This window comes from Pseudomonas sp. TWR1-1-3, from assembly GCF_049896805.1.
In the GTDB taxonomy this organism is placed as follows: Bacteria; Pseudomonadota; Gammaproteobacteria; order Pseudomonadales; family Pseudomonadaceae; genus Aquipseudomonas; species Aquipseudomonas bubulae.
In genome coordinates, this window is record NZ_JAFCUZ010000003.1 from 138,815 (window position 1) to 159,608 (window position 20,794).

Genomic DNA, 20,794 nt, shown 5'->3' on the forward strand with positions numbered 1-20,794 from the left:
GCGATGACGCCTACAGACGCCAAGCGCCCGCTGCAGCTCAATGATCAGGGCCAGCTGCGCCACTTTCTGTCGCTCGACGGTTTGCCCCGTGAACTGCTGACAGAAATCCTCGACACCGCCGACTCGTTCCTTGAAGTCGGCGCCCGAGCCGTGAAAAAAGTCCCGTTGTTGCGCGGCAAGACCGTGTGCAACGTGTTCTTCGAAAACTCCACCCGCACCCGCACCACCTTTGAAATGGCCGCCCAGCGCCTGTCGGCCGACGTGATCACGCTGAACGTGTCGACCTCGTCGGCGAGCAAGGGCGAAACCCTGCTCGACACCCTGCGCAACCTAGAAGCCATGGCCGCCGACATGTTTGTGGTGCGCCACGGTGACTCCGGCGCCGCGCACTTCATTGCCGAGCACGTGTGCCCGCAGGTGGCAATCATCAACGGCGGCGACGGCCGCCATGCCCACCCGACCCAGGGCATGCTCGACATGCTGACCATCCGTCGGCACAAGGGCGGCTTCGAAAACCTGTCGGTGGCCATCGTCGGTGACATCCTGCACTCGCGGGTGGCACGTTCGAACATGATCGCCCTCAAGACCCTGGGTTGTAAGGACATTCGCGTTATCGCGCCGAAGACCCTGTTGCCGATCGGCATCGAGCAGTATGGCGTGAAGGTCTACACCGACATGAACGAAGGCCTGAAAGACGTGGATGTGGTGATCATGCTGCGCCTGCAGCGCGAGCGCATGTCCGGTGGCCTGCTGCCGAGCGAAGGCGAGTTCTACCGCCTGTTCGGCCTGACCACCGCCCGCCTGGCCGGGGCCAAGCCTGATTGCATCGTGATGCACCCGGGGCCGATCAACCGGGGGGTCGAGATTGAATCCGCGGTGGCCGATGGCCCGCACTCGGTGATCCTCAACCAGGTGACCTACGGCATTGCCGTGCGCATGGCGGTGTTGTCCATGACCATGAGCGGGCAAACCGCCCAGCGCCAATTCGAACAGGAGAACGCCCAGTGAAGCTCAGCATTCTCGGCGCCCGTGTAATTGATCCGACCAGCCAGCTGGATCAAGTGACTGACCTGCACCTGGAGGCCGGCAAGATCGTTGCCATTGGCGCAGCGCCAGCCGGTTTCACCCCGACGCAAACCATCGAAGCCAAAGGCCTGGTGGCCGCCCCCGGGCTGGTTGACCTCAACGTTGCCCTGCGTGAACCGGGCTACAGCCGCAAAGGCACCATCGCCAGCGAGACCCGCGCGGCTGCGGCCGGTGGCGTCACCAGCCTGTGCTGCCCACCGCACACCAAGCCGGTGCTGGACACCTCGGCCGTTGCCGAGCTGATCCTTGACCGCGCCCGCGAAGCCGGTAACTGCAAGGTGTTCCCGATCGGTGCATTGAGCAAAGGCCTGGACGGCGAGCAACTGGCCGAACTGATCGCCCTGCGCGACGCGGGCTGCGTGGCATTTGGCAACGGTCTCAACAGCTTCAGCAACACCCGCACCCTGTGCCGGGCACTGGAGTACGCCGCCACGTTCGACCTGACGGTGATCTTCCACTCCCAGGACCGTGATCTGGCCGAAGGCGGGATTGCCCACGACGGTGCAATGGCTGCGTTCCGCGGTTTACCGGGCATTCCGGAAACCGCCGAAACCGTAGCCCTGGCCCGCGACCTGCTGCTGGTTGAACAAAGTGGCGTGCGCGCACACTTCAGCCAGCTGACCAGCGCCCGTGGCGTGGCCCTGATCGCTCAGGCCCAGGCTCGTGGCCTGAAAGTCACTGCGGATGTGGCGTTGTATCAGCTGATTCTGACTGACGAAGCACTAGTAGATTTTTCCAGCGTTTACCATGTGCAACCGCCACTGCGCACCCGCGCCGACCGTGACGGCCTGCGCGAAGCTGTGAAGTCGGGCGTGGTGCAAGCCATCTCCAGCCATCACCAGCCCCACGAACGCGATGCCAAACTGGCACCGTTCGGCGCGACCGAACCGGGCATGAGCAGCGTTGAAGTGCTTCTGCCGCTGGCGATGACACTGGTAGAAGACGGTTTGCTCGACCTGCCGACGCTGCTCAACCGCCTGAGCGCTGGCCCGGCTGACGCCTTGCGCCTGCCAGCCGGCAAACTGGCAGTGGGTTCGGCGGCAGACCTGGTGCTGTTTGACCCGGCGGCCTCGACCCTGGTCGGTGAACAATGGCACTCCAAAGGCGACAACTGCCCGTTCCTCGGCCATTGCCTGCCGAGTGCCGTGCGTTACACGCTGGTGGATGGGCGGATCAGTTACGAAGGCTAACGCGCTACCAATAACCTGTAGTCGTGGGAGCGAGCCTGCTCGCGAAGATCATTCGCGAGCAGGCTCGCTCCCACATAGGCAGGATTTGTGTCTTAACGACGCTCTGCGTTCTTGATCGAAATCTGATCGTTCAGAGTCCAGAAGTCATACAGGACGCCGATCAGGAAAAAACCGCCGGTGAACAGGTAAATGATCCCTGTGATCCATTTGCCCATGTACATCCGATGTACGCCCAAGACGCCCAGAAACGTCAGCAGAATCCAGGCCACGCTGTAGTCAGTATTACCTGCGGTAAACCGCAAGTCGGCTTCACGGTCCATGCTCGGGATCAGGAACAAGTCGATCAACCAGCCAATACCCAACAAGCCCAGGGTGAAAAACCAGATCGTCCCGGTTACCGGCTTGCCGTAATAAAAGCGGTGCGCGCCCAGGAAACCAAAAATCCACAGCAAATAGCCCAGCACTTTGCTGTGAGTATCGCGCTGAACATCGTCTCGATAGCCGCTCATAAATGCCCTCTTTGCTGCTGATAGAAAAATATTGTGAAGTTTTTTGTGACTTTTTTACTGTCGTGCAAAAGGTAAAAGTGTCTTACAGAAATTGGCGCAAAGCCTTGTGTTACCTGACCTGCACCCTCGCCATGCGACAATTTGCCATCATCGTTACGGAAATTGACCCTACAGTCCACCTGACAAATGGCCTGAGAAAGGACAAAAAAGCTGTTATAAAGTTTCGCGTTTATAACCATTGAGCCCTGCCGAATGCGTCCTATATTCAAGACATGGCTAACCATTTGCCTATTATTGCCACTGGCCGCCCACGCCACCAATCGTGAGCAACACCTTCCTTCGGGCTTCACCGGCTACACCGCAAAGTCATCTGCGAGTGCGCCTTATGTTGCCTCTACCAGCAAGACCGTAGCACGTCCTGCCTCCAGTAAAGCCCACCGCAAGGCCCCGGGCAAAATTGCGGCCGCTTCCCTGGCCGCCGCCAACAAGCAGAGCAGCACGGTGCTGAGCCGCGCCGTCAACGTGCTGGGCACCCCTTATCGTTGGGGCGGCAGCAGCCCAAGTAAAGGGTTCGACTGCAGCGGGCTGGTCAAATACGCCTTTAATGACGTGGCCGCCGTTGATTTGCCACGCACCTCCAGCGAAATGGCCAGCGGCCATGGCCAAAAGGTCGAGCGCAAGGACTTGAAGCCTGGCGACTTGCTGTTTTTCAACATCAAGAGCCGCAAGGTCAACCACGTTGCCATCTACCTGGGCAACGACCGCTTTATCCACGCTCCGCGTCGCGGCAAGTCGGTGACTATCGACACGCTGCAAAAGCCTTACTGGCAGAACCACTATGTGGTTGCCAAGCGTGTGCTGCCTAAAGAGAAAGGCGCGCTGCAGGTTGTGCAACGCTAAGCGCAGGCAAATCATGCAGCCGCTTCCAGCGGCTGCATGCCAACCAGGTCAGCGATATCCATCCCCCCTCCCAATTCCAGTAGAATGCCGCTGACTTTCACAACAGCGGGCTTACACGAATGTCCACGATAGCAGGCAACATTGCCCGGGTTGAGGCGCGCATCCGTGCAGCCGCACTGGCTGTGCAACGTGATGTAACGAGCATTCATCTACTCGCTGTCAGCAAGACCAAACCTGCTGGCGCGCTGCGTGAAGCCCATGCCGCGGGCATTCGCGACTTTGGCGAAAACTACCTGCAGGAAGCCCGCGCCAAACAGCTCGAATTAGCCGACCTGCCCTTGTGTTGGCACTTCATCGGCCCCATTCAATCGAACAAGACGCGCGACATCGCCGAGCATTTTGCGTGGGTGCATTCCGTTGACCGGCTCAAAATTGCCCAGCGCCTGTCTGAACAGCGCCCGGCAAACCTGCCGCCGCTCAATATCTGCATTCAGGTCAATGTCAGCGGTGAGGCCAGCAAGTCGGGCTGTACCCCGGCAGACCTTCCTGCGCTGGCGGCCGCCATCAGCGCCCTGCCACGCTTGAAACTGCGCGGCCTGATGGCGATACCCGAGCCCACGGAGGACCGCGCCGAGCAGGACGCAGCCTTTGCGACAGTACGCACATTGCAAGAAAGCCTGAACATGGGCCTTGATACGCTTTCAATGGGCATGAGCCATGACCTGGAGTCTGCGATTGCCCAAGGCGCCACCTGGGTACGCATCGGCACTGCATTATTTGGCGCCCGCGACTACGGCCAGGCCTGAAACGGCCTGTCTCATTTTTTATAAGGATCGGTTATGAGCAAAATGCGTATTGCCTTTATCGGCGCCGGCAACATGGCTTCCAGCTTGATCGGCGGCCTGTTGGCCAAAGGCCTGGATGCAGCACAGATCCGCGCCAGCGATCCGGGTGCCGAGACGCGGGCCAAAGTGGCCGCCGAGCATGGCATCGAACTGTTTGCCGATAACGCGCAAGCCATTCAGGACGCCGATGTGATCGTGATCGCGGTCAAGCCACAGGCCATGAAAGCCGTGTGCCAGGACCTGCGCCCGCACCTCAAGCCCCATCAACTGCTGGTATCCATTGCCGCCGGCATTACCTGCGCCAGCCTGCTTGAATGGCTGGGCAACCAGCCGCTGGTACGCTGCATGCCCAACACCCCGGCCCTGCTGGGCAAGGGCGTAAGTGGCCTGTTTGCCACCGCCGATGTTACCGCCGAGCAACGCCAGCAGGCTGAACAACTGCTAAGCGCCGTGGGCATTGTGGTGTGGGTGGACAGCGAAGCGCAGATCGATGCCGTGACTGCCGTGTCCGGCAGCGGCCCGGCGTACTTCTTCCTGTTGATCGAAGCCATGACCGATGCCGGCGTCAAGCTCGGCCTGCCCCGTGACGTGGCCAAGCAGCTTGCCGAGCAGACTGCACTGGGTGCCGCGCACATGGCCGTGGCCAGCGATGTCGATGCTGCCGAGCTGCGCCGCCGCGTGACCTCGCCTGCCGGTACTACTGAAGCAGCGATCAAGTCATTCCAGGCCGACGGCTTTGCCGCCACGGTCGAAAAAGCATTGAGTGCCGCCGCGCACCGCTCGGCCGAAATGGCCGAACAACTAGGTCAATAAAGGAGCACATGATGTCCGGACTTAATGGCGCTGCCATTTTCGTGATTCAAACCCTGGGTAGCCTCTACCTGCTGATCGTACTGCTGCGGTTTATCCTGCAACTGGTGCGGGCGAACTTCTACAACCCGCTGTGCCAGTTCATCGTCAAGGCCACCCAGCCGCTGCTCAAGCCGCTGCGCCGGGTGATCCCGAGCCTGTTCGGCCTGGACATGTCATCGCTGGTACTGGCGATCATCGTGCAGATGGTGATCTTCGCCGTGGTCCTGACGCTCAGCTACATGTCGTTCAACGTCTTTGGCCTGCTGCTCTGGGCGATCATTGGCGTGACTGCGCTGTTTTTGAAAGTGTTCTTCTTCGCCATGATCATCAGCGTGATCCTGTCGTGGGTGGCACCCGGCAGCACCAGCCCTGGTGCTGAACTGGTCAACCAGATCACCGAACCTGCCCTGGCCCCGTTCCGCCGCTTCCTGCCAAGCATGGGCGGCCTGGATATCTCGCCCATCCTGGCGTTTATGGTGATCCAGCTGATCCAGAGCTTCGTGATCCCGCCATTGGCCATGTACGTCGGCATGCCGGTCATCTTGTTCGGCCTGATCTGATGAGCTACTACCGTTGGGACGGCGAGGACCTGATTCTCGACTGTCACCTGCAACCCAAGGCCAGCAGCGACGAGTTCGCCGGCCTGCACGGTGACCGCCTGAAAATCCGTCTCACCGCCCCACCGGTAGAGGGCAAGGCCAACGCCCACCTGATGGCCTTTCTGGCCAAGGCGTTCGGCATAGCCAAAAGTCAGGTCAGCCTGGTGAGCGGCGAGCTTAACCGGCAGAAACGCGTGCGCTTGCATGCACCCAAAAAACTGCCGGACTTGCCGGGGCTGGCCAGGCCCTGAACCTGTGGGAGCGGGCTTGCTCGCGATACTGGCACCGCGCTCGGTCGACAAACTGCGGTGATGCAATCGCGAGCAAGCCCGCTCCCACAGAGTTTGGCTACAGGTCATAAAATCAGCCCAGACCATTGCTTGCTGCTACGCCCCCCGCTCATTAGACTTACGCCTCATTTAAATGAGAGCAGGGTCGATGCCAGCTGCCTTTCCCCCCGATTCCGTTGGTCTGGTCGTGCCGCAAACAGCGCACTTCAACGAGCCCCTGGCGCTAGCCTGCGGTCGCTCACTGCCTGCCTATGATCTGATCTACGAAACCTACGGCCAGCTCAATGCCTCGGCCAGCAACGCCGTACTCATCTGTCACGCACTGTCAGGGCACCATCACGCGGCGGGCTACCACAGCGCCGATGATCGCAAGCCCGGCTGGTGGGACAGTTGCATCGGTCCCGGCAAGCCAATCGACACCAACAAGTTCTTCGTCGTCAGCCTCAACAACCTGGGCGGCTGCAACGGTTCTACCGGCCCAAGCAGCATGAACCCTGAAACCGGCCGGCCGTTTGGCGCCGAGTTCCCGGTGTTGACCGTTGAAGATTGGGTCCACAGTCAGGCTCGCCTGGCGGACCGGCTGGGCATCAGCCAATGGGCCGCCGTGATCGGCGGCAGCCTGGGTGGCATGCAGGCGCTGCAGTGGAGCATCAGTTACCCTGATCGCCTGCGCCATTGCCTGGCGATTGCCTCGGCGCCCAAATTGTCCGCGCAAAATATCGCGTTCAACGAAGTCGCTCGTCAGGCCATCCTTACCGACCCCGAGTTCCACGGCGGTTCGTTCCAGGAAAAAGGCGTGATTCCCAAGCGCGGCCTGATGCTGGCACGCATGGTCGGGCATATCACCTACCTGTCCGATGACTCGATGGGCGAAAAATTCGGCCGTGGCCTGAAGAACGAAAACCTCAACTACGACTTCCACAGCGTCGAGTTCCAGGTCGAGAGCTACCTGCGTTATCAGGGCGAAGAGTTCTCCGGGCGTTTCGACGCCAACACTTACCTGTTGATGACCAAGGCGCTGGACTACTTCGACCCGGCGGCCAACTTTGACGACGACCTGGCCAAAACCTTTGCCGGGGCCAAGGCACGCTTCTGCGTGATGTCGTTCACCACCGACTGGCGCTTCTCGCCGGCCCGCTCGCGGGAGCTGGTGGATGCATTGATGGCCGCGAAAAAAGACGTCTGCTACCTGGAAATCGACGCTCCGCAAGGCCATGACGCCTTTCTGATCCCGATTCCGCGCTACCTGCAAGCCTTCAGCAATTACATGAACCGCATAGAACTGTGAGAACGCCATGAGAGCCGACCTGGAAATCATCCAAGACTGGATCCCCGCCGGCAGCCGCGTGCTCGACCTTGGTTGTGGTGATGGCGAACTGCTGAGCTGGCTGCGCGACAACAAGCAAGTCACCGGTTACGGCCTGGAAAACGACCCGGACAACATTGCCGAATGTGTGGCCAAGGGCATCAACGTCATCGAGCAGGACCTCGACAAGGGCCTGGGCAACTTCGCCAGCAACAGCTTTGATATCGTGGTCATGACCCAGGCGCTGCAAGCCGTGCACTACCCCGACCGGATCCTCGATGAAATGCTGCGCGTCGGTCGCCAGTGCATCATCACCTTTCCGAACTTCGGCCACTGGCGTTGCCGCTGGTACCTGGCCAGCAAGGGGCGGATGCCGGTCTCCGAATTCCTGCCTTACACCTGGTACAACACGCCGAACATTCACTTCTGTACTTTCGAAGACTTCGAGGCGCTGTGCCGCGAGCGCGAAGCACAAGTGATCAACCGCCTTGCCGTAGATCAACAACACCGACACGGGTGGGCGAGCAAGATATGGCCTAACCTGTTGGGCGAGATTGGCATTTATCGTGTCAGCAGTCCCGGCCTTCAGGATCATCAGGTCGCGGTCTAAACCAGCAAGTTCTAAGGAGAGTGACAATGGGTCGTATTGGATTACTACTGCTTTCGATGTGTTTTGGCATGCAGGCTTTTGCCGGTGACGGCACATCTGCCCAGCGTCAACAGACGTTTGGCGACACAACGGTGTATTACAACGCGTTCCCGTCGACTTTCCTGACGCCGGAAATCGCCAACGAATTTGAAGTCACCCGCAGCAAAACCAATGCGGTGCTCAACATCACCCTGAACAAGGGCGGCAAGAACATTGCCGCCAACGTTCAAGGCACGGTCCGGACGGGCGATGCCAAGCCGATACCCTTGACCTTCCGTCAGGTGGGCAAGAACGGCGAAATCAATTATCTGGCCCAGTTCCCGGTGGCCGGGCCGCAGACCTTCACCTTCAAAGTGGATGTGAAGGCAGGCGGCGCTACCTCTGAAACCATCCAATTTTCTCAAATGGTCGCTCCAATCGAATGATGAACCTCACGCAACTGGTACTGGCTAGCCACAACGCCGGCAAACTCAAAGAACTTCAGGCCATGCTCGGCGAGTCGGTGCAGTTGCGCTCGATTGGAGAATTCAGCAGCGTTGAGCCGGAAGAAACCGGCTTGTCGTTTGTTGAGAACGCAATTCTTAAAGCCCGCAATGCCGCACGCCTCTCGGGCTTGCCGGCACTGGCCGACGACTCGGGGCTGGCCGTGGACTTTCTCGGCGGCGCGCCGGGCATTTATTCGGCACGTTATGCAGACGGCAAAGGCGACGCGGCCAACAACGCCAAGCTGCTCGACGCCCTCAAAGACGTGCCCGAGGCAGAGCGCGGTGCACAGTTTGTCTGCGTGCTGGCACTGGTACGCCACGCCGACGACCCGCTGCCGATCATCTGTGAAGGCCTGTGGCACGGGCGCATCCTGCCTGCAGCCAGCGGCGAACACGGTTTCGGCTATGACCCGCTGTTCTGGGTACCGGAGCGCAACTGCTCCAGCGCCGAACTCAGCCCCACGGAGAAAAACCAGCTGAGCCACCGTGCGCGCGCCATGGTTTTGCTGCGTCAGCGTTTGGGCCTGAAATGACCCACGACACACCTCCACAGCCGCTCTATCTGGGCGCGGCTGGCTTTACCCAGCAGGCGCCGCGCGCGCCGCTGAGCCAATTGCCCCCTCTGTCGCTGTATATCCATATTCCGTGGTGCGTGCGCAAATGCCCGTATTGCGACTTCAACTCCCACACCGCCAGCCCGGTGCTGCCCGAAGACGAATACGTCGACGCGCTGCTGGCCGACCTCGATCAGGACCTGCACGCTGTTTATGGTCGCGAGCTCAGCTCGATCTTCTTCGGCGGCGGCACACCGAGCCTGTTCAGCGCACACGCTCTGGGGCGCCTGCTAAAAGGCGTTGAAGCGCGCATCCCGTTTGCCAGTGATATCGAAATCACCCTAGAAGCCAACCCGGGCACATTCGAGCAGGAAAAGTTCGTGGCTTACCGCAAGCTGGGCATCAATCGCCTGTCGATCGGTATCCAGAGCTTCCAGCAAGAGAAGCTGCAGGCCCTGGGTCGCATCCACAACGGCGATGAAGCTGTGCGTGCAGCCTCAATGGCGCGACTGGCGGGCTTTGACAACTTCAACCTGGACCTGATGCACGGCTTGCCCGATCAGTCCCTGGAGGACGCCCTGAGCGACCTGCGCCAGGCTATTGCACTCAAGCCGACGCATCTGTCGTGGTATCAGCTGACCCTGGAGCCCAACACGGTGTTCTGGAACCAGCCCCCCGTGCTGCCGGAAGACGACACCCTGTGGGACATTCAGGAAGCCGGTCAAGCGCTGCTCGCCGAGCACGGCTACACCCAGTACGAAGTGTCGGCCTACGCCCAGCCCGGCCGGCCGGCGCGGCACAATCTCAATTACTGGAGTTTCGGCGACTTTATCGGCATCGGCGCTGGCGCCCACGGCAAACTGAGCCATCCTGATGGCCGTATCGTGCGCACCTGGAAAACTCGTCTGCCAAAGGACTACCTGAATCCAGCGAAATCCTTTCAAGCAGGAGAGAAAGCTCTTACAGCAGAAGAGCTGCCATTTGAGTTTCTAATGAACGCCTTGCGCCTGACCGACGGCGTTGACTCGGCGCTCTACCCTCAGCGCACGGGGTTACCACTGGACAGCTTGAGCACTGGACGCAAAGCAGCCGAACAAAGTGGCTTATTGCAGGTCGAACCGTCACGCCTGGCGGCAACTGCCCGGGGCCAGCTGTTTCTCAATGACCTGTTGCAGCACTTTTTGACCTAAGGAAATCGAATGGACTTGGTACTCGACCTGCTTGCCAACGTATCGCGCTGGAGCCGCAGTCACCTCTCGGAGATCGCTCTGGCCTTGATTGGCTGTGTACTGGTGCTGTTCGGTGCCGACTTCAAGGGCTGGGTCGAACAACGTCTGGGCAGCATTGCGGGCGCCCTGCGCGTGCCGCTGATGGCCCTGCTTTGCCTGATCGGCAGCGGTGCGGCCCTGATCTACGCCACGCCCTGGGTCGAACGCGGGTTGAGCCAGTTCAACAACTACAGCCTGGCACCGGTGCTGTTGGTGGTGCTGGTATTGATCGGGGTGGTGGCGGATCGGCGCTGAAGAACACCCAGGATATCGTGTGGGAGCGGGCTTGCTCGCGATACAGGCTACGCGGTGCATCTGATTCACCGCTGTGATGCCATCGCGAGCAAGCCCGCTCCCACAGATTTCGTACGAACTTCACCGACCCCAAAGCAGGGTGGGGCCGGTGATTGAAAAACCGCTTAAGCCAGTTTTTCGAACTTCAAATCCCACACACCGTGCCCAAGACGTTCGCCGCGGCGTTCGAACTTGGTCACCGGGCGCTCAGGCGGACGTGGCACGCACTTGCCGTCTTCAGCCAGATTGCGGTAACCCGGCGCGACGTTCATCACTTCCAGCATGTATTCAGCATACGGTTCCCAGTCGGTAGCCATGTGCAACACGCCGCCAACCTTGAGCTTGGAGCGCACCAGTTCGGCGAAGGACGCTTGCACGATCCGGCGCTTGTGGTGACGGCTCTTGTGCCAAGGGTCCGGGAAGAACAGCAGCAGGCGATCAAGGCTGTTGTCTGCCACGCAACGGGTCAGGACTTCGATTGCATCGCAATCGTATACCCGCAAGTTGGTCAGGCCCTGGGTCAACACGCCGTTAAGCAGCGCGCCCACACCCGGACGGTGAACCTCTACGCCGATAAAGTCCTGTTCAGGCGAAGCCGCTGCCATTTCCAGCAGGGAATGGCCCATGCCAAAACCGATTTCCAGGGTGCGCGGCGCAGAGCGACCAAACACCTGGTCGAAATCGACCGGCGCGTCAGCCAGTGGCAGTACATACAGCGGCGTGCCTTGATCGAGGCCGCGTTGCTGGCCTTCGGTCATGCGCCCGGCGCGCATCACAAAACTCTTGATGCGACGGTGTTGGCGATCGTCGCCTTCTTCCGGGATTGGGGTGTCTAGTGATTCAGTCATCAGTGGCTCTTACTTGATCAGACCATCCAGCGGCGAAGAGGCGCTGGCATAGAGTTTTTTCGGCATGCGCCCGGCCAGGTACGCCAGGCGGCCCGCCACAATGGCGTGTTTCATGGCTTCGGCCATGATGATCGGATGCTGGGCATTGGCGATGGCCGAGTTCATCAGCACCGCTTCGCAGCCCATTTCCATGGCGATGGTCGCGTCGGAGGCAGTGCCCACACCCGCATCGACCAGTACCGGAATTTTTGCTTCTTCAAGGATGATGCGCAGGTTGTAGGGATTGCAGATCCCCAGACCGGTGCCAATCAGGCCAGCCAGCGGCATCACGGCAATGCAGCCCATGGCTTCCAGCTCGCGGGCAATGATCGGATCATCGCTGGTGTACACCATTACGTCGAAACCGTCCTTGACCAGAATCTCGGCGGCCTTGAGGGTTTCGATCACGTTGGGGAACAGGGTTTTCTGGTCGGCCAGCACTTCAAGCTTGACCAGCTTGTGGCCATCGAGCAGTTCACGGGCCAGGCGGCAGGTACGTACGGCTTCAACCGCGTCATAGCAGCCTGCAGTGTTGGGCAGGATGGTGTAGCGATCCGGCGGCAACACATCGAGCAGGTTCGGCTCGCCCGGGTTCTGACCGATGTTGGTGCGGCGTACGGCGACGGTGACGATCTCGGCACCCGAGGCTTCAATGGCCAGGCGGGTTTCTTCAAGGTCACGGTACTTGCCGGTGCCCACCAGCAGGCGCGACTGGTAAGTACGGCCGGCCAGGGTAAAAGGCTTGTCGCTGCGAACGTTGCTCATCGGGAATCCTCTTTAATTATGTGCACTTGCGGGTCGAGCATGATGGGCAGGGCAAAAACCTAGCCGCCACCGATGGCATGCACCACTTCGACCTGGTCACCGGCTTTGAGTACCGTCTCGGCATGCTGGCTGCGCGGGACAATGTCCAGGTTCAGCTCGACCGCAACCCTGCGGCCGGTCAGTTCCTGACGGGCCAGCAAGTCGGCGACGGTCTCGCCGTCGGGTAGTTCAAAGGATTCACCGTTCAACTGAATGAGCATGCGCGACGCTGCCTTCATTTTAAGGGGCCAGCATTCTAGCCCGATCAGTCAGGCCGACCCAAGCCATTCATCTTGCAGGCTCAGCTCAGGCGCCAGGCGGCCAGCCCCAAACACAGCCAGCCGGCCAGAAATGCCAGGCCGCCGAAGGGCGTGATGATCCCCAGCTTGCTGATGCCGGTCATGGTCAGCACATACAGGCTGCCGGAAAACAGCACAATGCCGACAGCAAAACAGACACCTGCCCAGGTCACCAGGCGCCCGGGCAGATGAGTGGCCAGCAAGGCCACGCCAAACAGGGCCAGGGTGTGGACCAACTGGTAGGTCACGCCTGTATGAAAAATAGCCAGATACTGTTCAGTCAGGCGGCCTTTAAGGCCATGGGCCGCGAAAGCACCCAAAGCAACACCGGTAAAGCCGAAGAATGCGGCCAGCATCAAAAAAACGCGCAGCATGGGGTTACTCCAGTCAGGATCATGGAATGGCGCAGGGTCTGTATAATGGCCCGCTCAACGGGTTCGGCCAAGTCATCCATGCTGCGTTTTCTTGTTCATCGCTTTCTCAAGGTCCTGCTCTGGTTCGCAGTGGGCAGCGCATTGCTGGTGCTGGTTTTTCGCTGGGTACCGCTTCCCGGCACGGCGCTGATGGTCGAACGCAAGGTCGAGTCATGGCTTGACGGCCAGCCGATTGACCTGCAGCGCAGTTGGCGGCCGTGGGATGAAATATCCGACGAACTGAAAGTTGCGGTCATGGCAGGTGAGGATCAGAAATTCCCCGAGCACTGGGGTTTTGACTTCGGGGCGATCAGGGCTGCGCTGATCCACAACGAACAAGGCGGAACGCTGCGCGGTGCCAGTACGCTGAGCCAGCAAGTGTCGAAGAACCTGTTTTTGTGGTCCGGTCGCAGCTGGCTGCGCAAAGGCCTGGAAGCCTGGTTTACCGCGTTGATCGAGGTGTTGTGGCCCAAGCAGCGGATTCTTGAGGTGTACCTCAATAGTGCGGAGTGGGATGAAGGCGTGTTCGGCGCCGAGGCTGCAGCGCAGCATCACTTTGGCGTGAGTGCCAAAAACCTTACGCGCCAGCAGGCCAGTTATCTGGCGGCCGTGCTGCCCAGCCCGCTGAACTGGAGTGCAAGCCACCCCAGCACCTATGTCAGCCGCCGCGCCGGGTGGATTCGTCAGCAGATGAGCCAGTTGGGGGGCGACAGCTATCTCACCACACTGAACAACTCACGCAAGGCGCCTTGGGCGGGCTAACCTGAAAATCTGCAAGCCCCTCACCCCAGCCCTCTCCCAAAGGGCGAGGGGGCCGATCTCCAGCGAATTCAAAATCCGCGTCAACCCCGATCAAGCGGCTGGGGTGAGGGCCAAGCACTCACTCAGCAATCCGGTTTGTCCGCTGTATAGCGCCGCGCCGGGTTTACCGCCGCACCAAACTCACGCAGTGCCTTGGCGCCAATCAACAGCGGGTAGTTGAAGCTGCTCCGGTCGGTGAGGTTGACCTCCACCGTGCGTTTGACATCACCCAGGCACATTTCCAGATCGACCACCGGGCGCTTGGCGCTTTCGGGGGTTTCCCGGTCTTCATCTTCATCGGCGCGGCTTTTGATCTTGCTGATGCGCGCCACCTTATGTTCATACACTTTGCTGCTGGCACCTTCGGTGGCCAGCTGGAAGCGCACCCACTCTTCACCGTCACGGGTAAAGGTCTGGATATTTTTGGCCGACAGCGACGCGGTCAAGGCACCCGTGTCCATCTTGGCTTTAAGGGTCTCGCCGATTTCCGGCAATTTGATGTACTCGTAACGCCCGTAAAGGGTCGGCTCGGCGGCCATCACCGGCAGCGCCAATACAGACAGCAACGCAAGAACAGACTTCATGCAGGCATTTCCTTTGAAAAAGTAAGAGTTAGACCACTTATCCACAGTAGGTTCACACTGTGTGTGTGGGAGCGAGCCTGCTCGCGATACTGGCGACCTGGTGAGTCTGCTTCACCGCGTTGAGGCTATCGCGAGCAGGCTCGCTCCCACAAGGTCCATGGATTTGGCGTTCAGCACCAGTCTGCTTATCATGGCCAGTCCTTAAACGTTCAAGAGTTGCTTATGCGCCGCCTGCTCACCGGCTGTCTGGTTACCCTGCTGTTGCTGTGCAACACCCTGATCCTGTTCGGGCCGTTGATGCTGTTTGCCCTGCTCAAACTGGCATCATCGGGGCGCCTGCGCGATTACAATTCGCGGGCGGTGATGTGGATTGCCGAAACCTGGTCCGAAATCGACAAACGCATTTTTGCCCTGTGCCTGCCCACCCAATGGGATATTCGCGGCGCCGAAGGTCTGAGCCGCGATACCTCGTATCTGGTGATCAGCAACCACCAGTCGTGGGTCGATATCCCCGCGTTAATGCAGGGCCTGAACCGGCGCACGCCGTTCTTCAAATTCTTCCTGAAAAAAGAACTGATCTGGGTCCCCTTTCTGGGCCTGGCATGGTGGGCGCTCGACTACCCGTTCATGAAGCGCTATTCCAAGGCCTTTCTGGCCAAACATCCGCAGCTCAAAGGCGAAGACCTGAAGATCACCCGGGCTGCCTGCGAACTGTTCAAGCGCCAGCCGGTGACGATCGTCAATTACCTCGAGGGCACGCGCTTTACCCCGGCCAAACACGCGCAACAACATTCACCCTATACCTGGCTGCTCAAGCCCAAGGCAGGCGGGGTGGCGTTTGTGCTGGCGGCGATGGGCGAACAGCTGGATGCCGTGCTCGACGTGACTGTGGTGTATCCACAGGCAAAGATTCCGGGCTTTTGGCAGTTGATCAGCGGGCAGGTGCCCAAGGTGATTGTCGATATACAGACCCGCGAACTGGATCCGGCATTGTGGCAGGGGGATTACGAAAACGACCCGGTGTTTCGTGAGCAGGTCCAGAGCTGGGTCAACCAGCTCTGGACCCTGAAAGACCAGCGTATCAGCACCTTGCGTGCCGAGCGCGGCTAGCCTTTAAACGCCCCAGGCGCTGCCCAGCTTGCTCAGCAGCGAAGTGCTGACGTTCTGGCCCTTGAAGTAGTCCAGCAGTACCGGAGCAAACTTGGCAACCATACCGTCCTGCATGCCCAGCGCCGTGAATGCGGCGTTCAGCTGGTCAGTGTTGGCCACGTTGCTGACAGCGCTGGTCGCGGTCTCGGAAACACCGCTGGATTTGCCCAGCAGGCCGCCCAACTGGCTCAACTGACCCAGGGCACCGGCGCCAGCCAGCTTGTTCACGCCCGGCACTTGCTGAGTCAGTTCGGAGTAGTCGCTGGAGGTCAGCTGGTTTTTCGCCAGGCTCAACATCGCGCCAATACCGCCCGCTGCCTGCTCAGGCTTGACGCCCAGCTCGTTGACCTTGGTCAGCATCTGCACGGCCTGGGCCGATTTGTCCGTGGTGGCGCCATTACCGTTGCCACCCTGAACCTGCGCGGCCACGTTGGCTACGTCGCTCAGGCTGAAACCTGCGAACACCGGGCTCGCTGCCACGGTCATCAATGTTGCCAGTGCCACGCCGCTCAACTTTTTCATCGCTTCAACCTCTAGAACCAAAAAGCCGCCCGCCAGGGAGCGGTAAAACTATGGGTAAGACCCAAAAACCGGGCAGATGTTCCCAAGTGCCACTATCAGGTCAAACGGTCTGTAATCTTAATTGAAAACGTGTGCATCCGCTGAGCCCTTGCCTGCGTATACAGAGCAGCGAGGTAACTCACATGATTGGAACAACCCTATACCCTGAACTACCCTCAACCGACAACTGGTCTGAAGTCCTGGCTTTTTTTGAGGGGAGAACAGCTATTTTAACCGCCAATACCGATTACCTTGAAAAGCTGTTGGCCCAATGTTCATTGGGTAATCGACGCGCCTTTGAAACCCTCTACCGCAGCGTGGCCCCGCGCTTGTACAGCGTGGCCTTGCGCTGCATGGGCCGACGCGACCTGGCAGAGGATGTGGTGCAGGAAAGTTTTGTGCGTATCTGGCACAGCGCCTCACGTTACGAAGCCCATTTGTCGGCACCGCTGACCTGGATGATCACCATCACCCGCAACCAGGCCATCGACCAGTTGCGCAAACACCGTGAATTGCCCTTGAGTGACCAGCAGCAAGACAACGTGGCCGATGACAGTCCCAGCGCCCTCGACCAACTGGGCAGCGCCCGTGAAGCCTGCGCCCTCAACCAGTGCCTGGAACAACTCGAAGGCATGCAACTCCAGAGCATCACCAGCGCCTACTTCCATGGGCTGAGCGCCAGCGAGCTGGCACAGCAACTGGCGGCACCCCTCGGTTCGGTCAAATCCTGGATTCGCCGGGGTATGCAGCGACTGCGCAGGTGCCTCGAATCATGAACTATCAAACACCCGAGTTACGCCGTGCGCTGACCGCCGATTACGCCATCGGGCTGATGCCGCCCACGGCCCGCAGGCGTTTTGAGCACCTGCTGCAGGGCGACGCGCTCCTGCGCGCCGAACTGGCCCGCTGGCTGGAACACCTCAACCTGCTGACCGAGCCACTGATCGAGCAACCCGTACCGGATCGCGTGTGGCGGGCCATCGTGGCCCGTATCGAGCCGCAAACCCTGCATGTGCCGGCAAAGCGTCCGTTCTGGAACTGGCTGCGTTTGAGTGCACTTGCCTGCTCATTGCTGATCGTCGTGACTGCCGGCCTGCTCTACAATCGCGACAGCGTGCAGTACAAAGCCACCCTGCTCAGCGGCACTGCGCAGCCCGGCCTGAGCATCGAGGCCCACAGCGATTATCTGAAAGTAAAACCGCTGGAGCTGTCGGCGGTGGATGGGGGCAGCAGCCTGGAACTGTGGGCGATACCGGTTGAAGGCAAACCGGTGTCCCTTGGACTGATCCCCCGCGATGGCGATGGCCGCATAACCCTTAGCCAAAGTCAGCAGCAACTCATCAGGGTGCCGGTGGTGCTCGCCGTGAGCCTGGAACCGCAAGGCGGCTCGCCAACCGGTCAGCCGACGGGCCCCGTGCTGTATCAGGGGCCGCTGGCCAGCCTGTAAAAACAATCCACGCACTTGTGGCAGCGGGCTTGCTCGCGATGCAGACAACTCGGTACATCTCAATAACCGAGGTGCTGCAATCGCGGGCAAGCCCGCTCCCACAGGGTTGGCGCTGGTGTTTATGCCTTGCTGAACATCCGGTGCGGGTCGATCACGAACTTCTTCGGCACACCGGCATCGAACTCGCCATAGCCCCGCGGCGCGTCGTCCAGGCTGATCACTTCAACACCTACGATGTCAGCGATCTTGATCCGGTCCCACATGATCGCCTGCATCAGCTGGCGGTTGTATTTCATCACTGGCGTCTGCCCGGTGTGAAAGCTGTGGGACTTGGCCCAGCCCAACCCGAAGCGGATGCTCAGGCTGCCCTTCTTCGCCGCCGCGTCTACCGCACCCGGGTCTTCGGTCACATACAGGCCCGGAATGCCGATCTTGCCCGCCACCCGCACCACGCCCATCAGCGAGTTGAGCACCGTGGCCGGTGCTTCATGCTTGACCCCGTCATGGCCGTGCCCGCGAGCTTCAAAACCCACTGCATCCACCGCACAATCCACTTCCGGCTCGCCCAGCAGTTCGGCGATCTGTTCGTGCAGGGGCGTATCTTTGGACAGGTCGGCAATTTCAAAACCCTGCGCCTTGGCGTGGGCCAGACGAATCGGATTAACGTCACCGACAATCACCACCGCCGCACCCAGCAAGCGCGCCGAAGCCGCAGCCGCCAGCCCCACCGGGCCAGCACCGGCGATATACACCGTGCTGCCAGGGCCAACGCCAGCAGTGACGGCGCCGTGATAGCCGGTGGGCAGGATGTCGGAGAGGCAGGTCAGGTCGCGGATTTTTTCCATCGCCGCATCGCGATTCGGCAGCTTGAGCAGGTTGAAATCGGCGTAAGGCACCAATACATATTCAGCCTGACCGCCAACCCAGTCGCCCATGTCCACGTAACCATATGCGCCGCCGGGACGGGCCGGGTTGACGGTCAGGCACACGCCGGTGTTCTGTTCCTTGCAGCTGCGGCAGCGGCCGCACGCCACGTTGAACGGCACCGAAACCAGGTCGCCGACTTTCAGGTGTTCCACATCACGCCCGGCCTCGATCACCTCGCCGGTGATCTCATGACCCAGCACCAGCCCGGTTTGCGCCGTGGTGCGGCCACGCACCATATGCTGGTCGGAGCCGCAGATATTGGTCGACACTACCCGCAGGATTACGCCGTGGTGGATGGGCTTGCCCTGAGGGTTCTGCATCTTGGGGAAAGGAATGCTTTGCACTTCAACCTGGCCGTTGCCCAGGTACACCACACCGCGATTGTCAGCCATCGTATTCACCCTTAGTTGTTATTGGCGGGATTAACTTGCTGCTTGCAGCTTAGAAGGTGGCGCGGGCTCACAGCACCACGGTACGACCTCCATTTAGGAAAACGCGCCGCTCAATGTGATAGCCCACGCCTCGAGCCAGGGTTTGCGCTTCGATGTCACGGCCCTTGGCGATCAGGTCTTCGGGGTAGTGGCTGTGGTCTACCACCTCGACGCCCTGGGCAATGATCGGGCCTTCGTCGAGGTCGTTGTTGATGTAATGGGCGGTAGCACCGACCAGTTTGACGCCCTTCTCGTAGGCCTGATGATAGGGCTTGGCGCCCTTGAAGCCGGGCAGCAGGGAGTGGTGAATGTTGATCGCCTTGCCGTCGAGCTTGCGACACAGCTCGGGGGACAGCACTTGCATATAGCGGGCGAGGATCACCAGCTCGGCGCCGGTGTCTTCGATCACCTGCCAAACCTTGGCCTCCTGCGCAGGCTTGTTGGCCGGGTCGAGGGCGAAGTGGTGGTAGGGGATGCCGTGCCACTGCGCCAGAGGCTCCAGATCGGGGTGATTGGAGACCACGGCCACCACGTCCATCGACAACTGGCCAATGCGCTGGCGATAGAGCAGGTCGTTGAGGCAGTGGTCAGCCTTGGACACCATAATCAGCACTTTGGGCCGATGGTGTGGCGGTGTCAGTTCGAACGTCATGCCAAAGGCCTGGCCGCGCTCGGCCAGGCCGGCGCGAAATTCGTGTTCATCGAAGCCGTCGGGCTGGCGGAACTCAACGCGGATAAAAAAACGCGCCGAACGCTGATCGTCGAAGGAATGGTGCTCGGTGACGTAGCAGCGGTGCTCAAACAGATAACGCGTCACCGCGTCGACGGTACCCAGCAGGCTCGGGCAGTCGGCGGTGAGGATCCAGGTGTCGGGGGCGCGGCTCATGGCGGGAGTCCTTGGTTGTTGTTGGAATGCGCACTTACAGGTGTGGGAGCGGGCTTGCCCGCGATGCAAACAACTCGGTGCATCCGGTTGACCGAGGGGCTGCCATCGCGAGCAAGCCCGCTCCCACAGGGGACAGCAGGCGGGTTTACGCCTCCACGCTCAACCCGTATTCAGCCGCCGCATCCTGCAACCATAACCACCAGTAATCCGAAAAACTGCGGCGGATCAGCAGTTCCCAGGTGTCTTCGCCGGTATGACGAATCACCAGCTGCGACTTGGCGAAGACCGTGCCCACCGCCTTGCCCACCGGGAAATTGTCGGGGTGTACGTCATAACTGGTGGACTTCATCAGCACCTCGCGCACCTTCGGCCCGCTCAGTTCCAGCAGCTGTTGCCCGCCACTGACGTTGACCACCGAAATATGCAGCCCAGCCAGCGCCGCCCGCAGAGCTTGCTCCACGGCGAACTCCTGGCCACCGGGGACGATCAGCAGCCACTCATCCGGCCCCATCCATTGCAGCGAGGTATCAGCGTTGGCCACCAGGCTCAGGGCCACGGGCAGTTCCAGGCCCAGGGCCTTGTGCACGCCTTCGGCAAAGGCCGGGTCTTTGGCGTCACCGCGCAGGGTCAGGTGGCCCAGCAGTTTTTTCTCGCGTACGGTCACGCCAGGGTTTTTCCGGCCCTTGCCGATCAGGCCGGCCAGGCTGGCATGGTGCAGCGAGGATTCGGCTTTGGCGCCCGACTCCGGGCGCTGTTGGTATACGTTGGCTGTGGTCAT

The 20,794-nt window shown here is 60.4% G+C and carries 27 protein-coding genes; 17 read left to right on the top strand and 10 right to left on the bottom strand.

What is annotated here, in order from left to right; all coding sequences use genetic code 11:
* Positions 1-3 precede the first annotated feature (3 nt).
* Positions 4-1,008 (top strand): aspartate carbamoyltransferase catalytic subunit, encoded by a 1,005-nt coding sequence (locus ACP7BE_RS13425; RefSeq protein WP_095026642.1) that lies wholly within the window; start codon positions 4-6, stop codon positions 1,006-1,008.
* Positions 1,005-2,276 (top strand): dihydroorotase, encoded by a 1,272-nt coding sequence (locus ACP7BE_RS13430; RefSeq protein ID WP_094999858.1) that lies wholly within the window; start codon positions 1,005-1,007, stop codon positions 2,274-2,276. The genes ACP7BE_RS13425 and ACP7BE_RS13430 overlap by 4 nt, the downstream gene beginning before the upstream one ends.
* A gap of 92 nt (positions 2,277-2,368) precedes the next feature.
* Here the strand turns inward: ACP7BE_RS13430 and ACP7BE_RS13435 are convergent, their stop codons facing one another.
* Positions 2,369-2,785 (bottom strand): NINE protein, encoded by a 417-nt coding sequence (locus ACP7BE_RS13435; RefSeq protein ID WP_094999857.1) that lies wholly within the window; start codon positions 2,783-2,785, stop codon positions 2,369-2,371.
* 252 nt (positions 2,786-3,037) lie between these two features.
* Between ACP7BE_RS13435 and ACP7BE_RS13440 the strand changes: the two genes are divergently transcribed.
* From ACP7BE_RS13440 to ACP7BE_RS13490, 11 genes are all read left to right on the top strand, one after another.
* Positions 3,038-3,685 (top strand): C40 family peptidase, encoded by a 648-nt coding sequence (locus ACP7BE_RS13440; protein WP_094999855.1) that lies wholly within the window; start codon positions 3,038-3,040, stop codon positions 3,683-3,685.
* A 119-nt stretch (positions 3,686-3,804) separates the two neighbouring features.
* Positions 3,805-4,491, top strand: coding sequence for a YggS family pyridoxal phosphate-dependent enzyme (locus ACP7BE_RS13445; protein WP_095019608.1), 687 nt, complete (start codon positions 3,805-3,807; stop codon positions 4,489-4,491).
* A 33-nt stretch (positions 4,492-4,524) separates the two neighbouring features.
* On the top strand, positions 4,525-5,343 hold the full coding sequence (gene proC, locus ACP7BE_RS13450; RefSeq protein WP_426106159.1) for a pyrroline-5-carboxylate reductase: 819 nt from the start codon (positions 4,525-4,527) through the stop codon (positions 5,341-5,343).
* Between the two features lie 11 nt (positions 5,344-5,354).
* Positions 5,355-5,942, top strand: coding sequence for a YggT family protein (locus tag ACP7BE_RS13455; RefSeq protein WP_094999852.1), 588 nt, complete (start codon positions 5,355-5,357; stop codon positions 5,940-5,942).
* The gene (locus ACP7BE_RS13460; RefSeq protein ID WP_095019607.1) at positions 5,942-6,232 is read left to right on the top strand and encodes a DUF167 domain-containing protein; all 291 of its coding nucleotides are present in this window, start codon (positions 5,942-5,944) and stop codon (positions 6,230-6,232) included. The genes ACP7BE_RS13455 and ACP7BE_RS13460 overlap by 1 nt, the downstream gene beginning before the upstream one ends.
* Positions 6,233-6,419: 187 nt before the next feature.
* Complete coding sequence (gene metX / locus ACP7BE_RS13465) at positions 6,420-7,559, top strand: homoserine O-succinyltransferase MetX (RefSeq protein ID WP_094999850.1); 1,140 nt, start codon at positions 6,420-6,422, stop codon at positions 7,557-7,559.
* A gap of 7 nt (positions 7,560-7,566) precedes the next feature.
* Positions 7,567-8,187: a methionine biosynthesis protein MetW gene (gene metW, locus ACP7BE_RS13470; RefSeq protein WP_016782543.1), complete on the top strand. Its 621-nt coding sequence runs from the start codon at positions 7,567-7,569 to the stop codon at positions 8,185-8,187.
* A gap of 26 nt (positions 8,188-8,213) precedes the next feature.
* Positions 8,214-8,651, top strand: coding sequence for a DUF4426 domain-containing protein (locus ACP7BE_RS13475; protein WP_094999849.1), 438 nt, complete (start codon positions 8,214-8,216; stop codon positions 8,649-8,651).
* Positions 8,648-9,244 carry an RdgB/HAM1 family non-canonical purine NTP pyrophosphatase gene (rdgB, locus tag ACP7BE_RS13480; RefSeq protein ID WP_094999848.1) on the top strand — a complete coding sequence of 199 codons (597 nt, stop codon included), beginning with the start codon at positions 8,648-8,650 and terminating at the stop codon, positions 9,242-9,244. The genes ACP7BE_RS13475 and rdgB overlap by 4 nt, the downstream gene beginning before the upstream one ends.
* Positions 9,241-10,455, top strand: a complete 1,215-nt coding sequence (gene hemW / locus ACP7BE_RS13485) for a radical SAM family heme chaperone HemW (protein ID WP_094999847.1) — start codon at positions 9,241-9,243, stop codon at positions 10,453-10,455. The genes rdgB and hemW overlap by 4 nt, the downstream gene beginning before the upstream one ends.
* 9 nt (positions 10,456-10,464) lie before the next feature.
* Positions 10,465-10,788 carry a DUF3392 domain-containing protein gene (locus ACP7BE_RS13490; RefSeq protein WP_016782547.1) on the top strand — a complete coding sequence of 108 codons (324 nt, stop codon included), beginning with the start codon at positions 10,465-10,467 and terminating at the stop codon, positions 10,786-10,788.
* Between the two features lie 164 nt (positions 10,789-10,952).
* Here ACP7BE_RS13490 and trmB read toward each other — a convergent pair whose 3' ends face one another.
* From trmB to ACP7BE_RS13510, 4 genes are all read right to left on the bottom strand, one after another.
* Positions 10,953-11,675, bottom strand: coding sequence for a tRNA (guanosine(46)-N7)-methyltransferase TrmB (trmB, locus tag ACP7BE_RS13495; protein WP_094999846.1), 723 nt, complete (start codon positions 11,673-11,675; stop codon positions 10,953-10,955).
* A 9-nt stretch (positions 11,676-11,684) separates the two neighbouring features.
* Complete coding sequence (locus ACP7BE_RS13500) at positions 11,685-12,479, bottom strand: thiazole synthase (protein ID WP_019828053.1); 795 nt, start codon at positions 12,477-12,479, stop codon at positions 11,685-11,687.
* Positions 12,480-12,538: 59 nt separating this feature from the next.
* Positions 12,539-12,739 (bottom strand): sulfur carrier protein ThiS, encoded by a 201-nt coding sequence (gene thiS / locus ACP7BE_RS13505; protein WP_016782550.1) that lies wholly within the window; start codon positions 12,737-12,739, stop codon positions 12,539-12,541.
* Between the two features lie 80 nt (positions 12,740-12,819).
* A complete protein-coding gene (locus ACP7BE_RS13510) occupies positions 12,820-13,191 on the bottom strand; it encodes a DUF423 domain-containing protein (protein WP_094999845.1) in 372 nt (123 codons plus the stop codon).
* Between the two features lie 45 nt (positions 13,192-13,236).
* Here ACP7BE_RS13510 and mtgA point away from each other — a divergent pair, with 45 nt between their 5' ends.
* Positions 13,237-13,992 carry a monofunctional biosynthetic peptidoglycan transglycosylase gene (mtgA, locus tag ACP7BE_RS13515; RefSeq protein ID WP_370688633.1) on the top strand — a complete coding sequence of 252 codons (756 nt, stop codon included), beginning with the start codon at positions 13,237-13,239 and terminating at the stop codon, positions 13,990-13,992.
* A 122-nt stretch (positions 13,993-14,114) separates the two neighbouring features.
* Here the strand turns inward: mtgA and ACP7BE_RS13520 are convergent, their stop codons facing one another.
* Positions 14,115-14,615 (bottom strand): ATP-dependent zinc protease family protein, encoded by a 501-nt coding sequence (locus tag ACP7BE_RS13520; protein ID WP_095019604.1) that lies wholly within the window; start codon positions 14,613-14,615, stop codon positions 14,115-14,117.
* 222 nt (positions 14,616-14,837) lie between these two features.
* Between ACP7BE_RS13520 and ACP7BE_RS13525 the strand changes: the two genes are divergently transcribed.
* Positions 14,838-15,725 (top strand): acyltransferase, encoded by an 888-nt coding sequence (locus ACP7BE_RS13525; RefSeq protein WP_094999843.1) that lies wholly within the window; start codon positions 14,838-14,840, stop codon positions 15,723-15,725.
* Between the two features lie 3 nt (positions 15,726-15,728).
* Here ACP7BE_RS13525 and ACP7BE_RS13530 read toward each other — a convergent pair whose 3' ends face one another.
* A complete protein-coding gene (locus tag ACP7BE_RS13530) occupies positions 15,729-16,286 on the bottom strand; it encodes a DUF2780 domain-containing protein (RefSeq protein WP_094999842.1) in 558 nt (185 codons plus the stop codon).
* Between the two features lie 182 nt (positions 16,287-16,468).
* Between ACP7BE_RS13530 and ACP7BE_RS13535 the strand changes: the two genes are divergently transcribed.
* Positions 16,469-17,101 carry a sigma-70 family RNA polymerase sigma factor gene (locus ACP7BE_RS13535; protein WP_232527652.1) on the top strand — a complete coding sequence of 211 codons (633 nt, stop codon included), beginning with the start codon at positions 16,469-16,471 and terminating at the stop codon, positions 17,099-17,101.
* On the top strand, positions 17,098-17,772 hold the full coding sequence (locus ACP7BE_RS13540; RefSeq protein WP_095019602.1) for an anti-sigma factor: 675 nt from the start codon (positions 17,098-17,100) through the stop codon (positions 17,770-17,772). Before ACP7BE_RS13535 ends, ACP7BE_RS13540 begins: the two co-directional genes overlap by 4 nt.
* 119 nt (positions 17,773-17,891) lie before the next feature.
* Here the strand turns inward: ACP7BE_RS13540 and fdhA are convergent, their stop codons facing one another.
* The 3 genes from fdhA to ACP7BE_RS13555 all read right to left on the bottom strand — a co-directional run bounded on the left by fdhA (position 17,892) and on the right by ACP7BE_RS13555 (position 20,794).
* Positions 17,892-19,091: a formaldehyde dehydrogenase, glutathione-independent gene (gene fdhA / locus ACP7BE_RS13545; protein WP_094999840.1), complete on the bottom strand. Its 1,200-nt coding sequence runs from the start codon at positions 19,089-19,091 to the stop codon at positions 17,892-17,894.
* Positions 19,092-19,158: 67 nt separating this feature from the next.
* Complete coding sequence (gene purU / locus ACP7BE_RS13550; RefSeq protein ID WP_016782559.1) at positions 19,159-20,016, bottom strand: formyltetrahydrofolate deformylase; 858 nt, start codon at positions 20,014-20,016, stop codon at positions 19,159-19,161.
* A 145-nt stretch (positions 20,017-20,161) separates the two neighbouring features.
* Positions 20,162-20,794, bottom strand: a complete 633-nt coding sequence (locus ACP7BE_RS13555; protein WP_094999980.1) for a sarcosine oxidase subunit gamma — start codon at positions 20,792-20,794, stop codon at positions 20,162-20,164.

Coding starts and splice junctions, on each gene's coding strand:
- ACP7BE_RS13425 (WP_095026642.1), top strand. CDS start 4: ATGACGCCTACAGACGCCAAGCGCCCGCTGCAGCTCAATGATCAGGGC.
- ACP7BE_RS13435 (WP_094999857.1), bottom strand. CDS start 2,785: ATGAGCGGCTATCGAGACGATGTTCAGCGCGATACTCACAGCAAAGTG.
- ACP7BE_RS13440 (WP_094999855.1), top strand. CDS start 3,038: ATGCGTCCTATATTCAAGACATGGCTAACCATTTGCCTATTATTGCCA.
- ACP7BE_RS13445 (WP_095019608.1), top strand. CDS start 3,805: ATGTCCACGATAGCAGGCAACATTGCCCGGGTTGAGGCGCGCATCCGT.
- proC (WP_426106159.1), top strand. CDS start 4,525: ATGAGCAAAATGCGTATTGCCTTTATCGGCGCCGGCAACATGGCTTCC.
- ACP7BE_RS13455 (WP_094999852.1), top strand. CDS start 5,355: ATGTCCGGACTTAATGGCGCTGCCATTTTCGTGATTCAAACCCTGGGT.
- ACP7BE_RS13460 (WP_095019607.1), top strand. CDS start 5,942: ATGAGCTACTACCGTTGGGACGGCGAGGACCTGATTCTCGACTGTCAC.
- metX (WP_094999850.1), top strand. CDS start 6,420: ATGCCAGCTGCCTTTCCCCCCGATTCCGTTGGTCTGGTCGTGCCGCAA.
- metW (WP_016782543.1), top strand. CDS start 7,567: ATGAGAGCCGACCTGGAAATCATCCAAGACTGGATCCCCGCCGGCAGC.
- ACP7BE_RS13475 (WP_094999849.1), top strand. CDS start 8,214: ATGGGTCGTATTGGATTACTACTGCTTTCGATGTGTTTTGGCATGCAG.
- rdgB (WP_094999848.1), top strand. CDS start 8,648: ATGATGAACCTCACGCAACTGGTACTGGCTAGCCACAACGCCGGCAAA.
- hemW (WP_094999847.1), top strand. CDS start 9,241: ATGACCCACGACACACCTCCACAGCCGCTCTATCTGGGCGCGGCTGGC.
- ACP7BE_RS13490 (WP_016782547.1), top strand. CDS start 10,465: ATGGACTTGGTACTCGACCTGCTTGCCAACGTATCGCGCTGGAGCCGC.
- trmB (WP_094999846.1), bottom strand. CDS start 11,675: ATGACTGAATCACTAGACACCCCAATCCCGGAAGAAGGCGACGATCGC.
- ACP7BE_RS13500 (WP_019828053.1), bottom strand. CDS start 12,479: ATGAGCAACGTTCGCAGCGACAAGCCTTTTACCCTGGCCGGCCGTACT.
- thiS (WP_016782550.1), bottom strand. CDS start 12,739: ATGCTCATTCAGTTGAACGGTGAATCCTTTGAACTACCCGACGGCGAG.
- ACP7BE_RS13510 (WP_094999845.1), bottom strand. CDS start 13,191: ATGCTGCGCGTTTTTTTGATGCTGGCCGCATTCTTCGGCTTTACCGGT.
- mtgA (WP_370688633.1), top strand. CDS start 13,237: ATGGCCCGCTCAACGGGTTCGGCCAAGTCATCCATGCTGCGTTTTCTT.
- ACP7BE_RS13520 (WP_095019604.1), bottom strand. CDS start 14,615: ATGAAGTCTGTTCTTGCGTTGCTGTCTGTATTGGCGCTGCCGGTGATG.
- ACP7BE_RS13525 (WP_094999843.1), top strand. CDS start 14,838: ATGCGCCGCCTGCTCACCGGCTGTCTGGTTACCCTGCTGTTGCTGTGC.
- ACP7BE_RS13530 (WP_094999842.1), bottom strand. CDS start 16,286: ATGAAAAAGTTGAGCGGCGTGGCACTGGCAACATTGATGACCGTGGCA.
- ACP7BE_RS13535 (WP_232527652.1), top strand. CDS start 16,469: ATGATTGGAACAACCCTATACCCTGAACTACCCTCAACCGACAACTGG.
- ACP7BE_RS13540 (WP_095019602.1), top strand. CDS start 17,098: ATGAACTATCAAACACCCGAGTTACGCCGTGCGCTGACCGCCGATTAC.
- fdhA (WP_094999840.1), bottom strand. CDS start 19,091: ATGGCTGACAATCGCGGTGTGGTGTACCTGGGCAACGGCCAGGTTGAA.
- purU (WP_016782559.1), bottom strand. CDS start 20,016: ATGAGCCGCGCCCCCGACACCTGGATCCTCACCGCCGACTGCCCGAGC.
- ACP7BE_RS13555 (WP_094999980.1), bottom strand. CDS start 20,794: ATGACCACAGCCAACGTATACCAACAGCGCCCGGAGTCGGGCGCCAAA.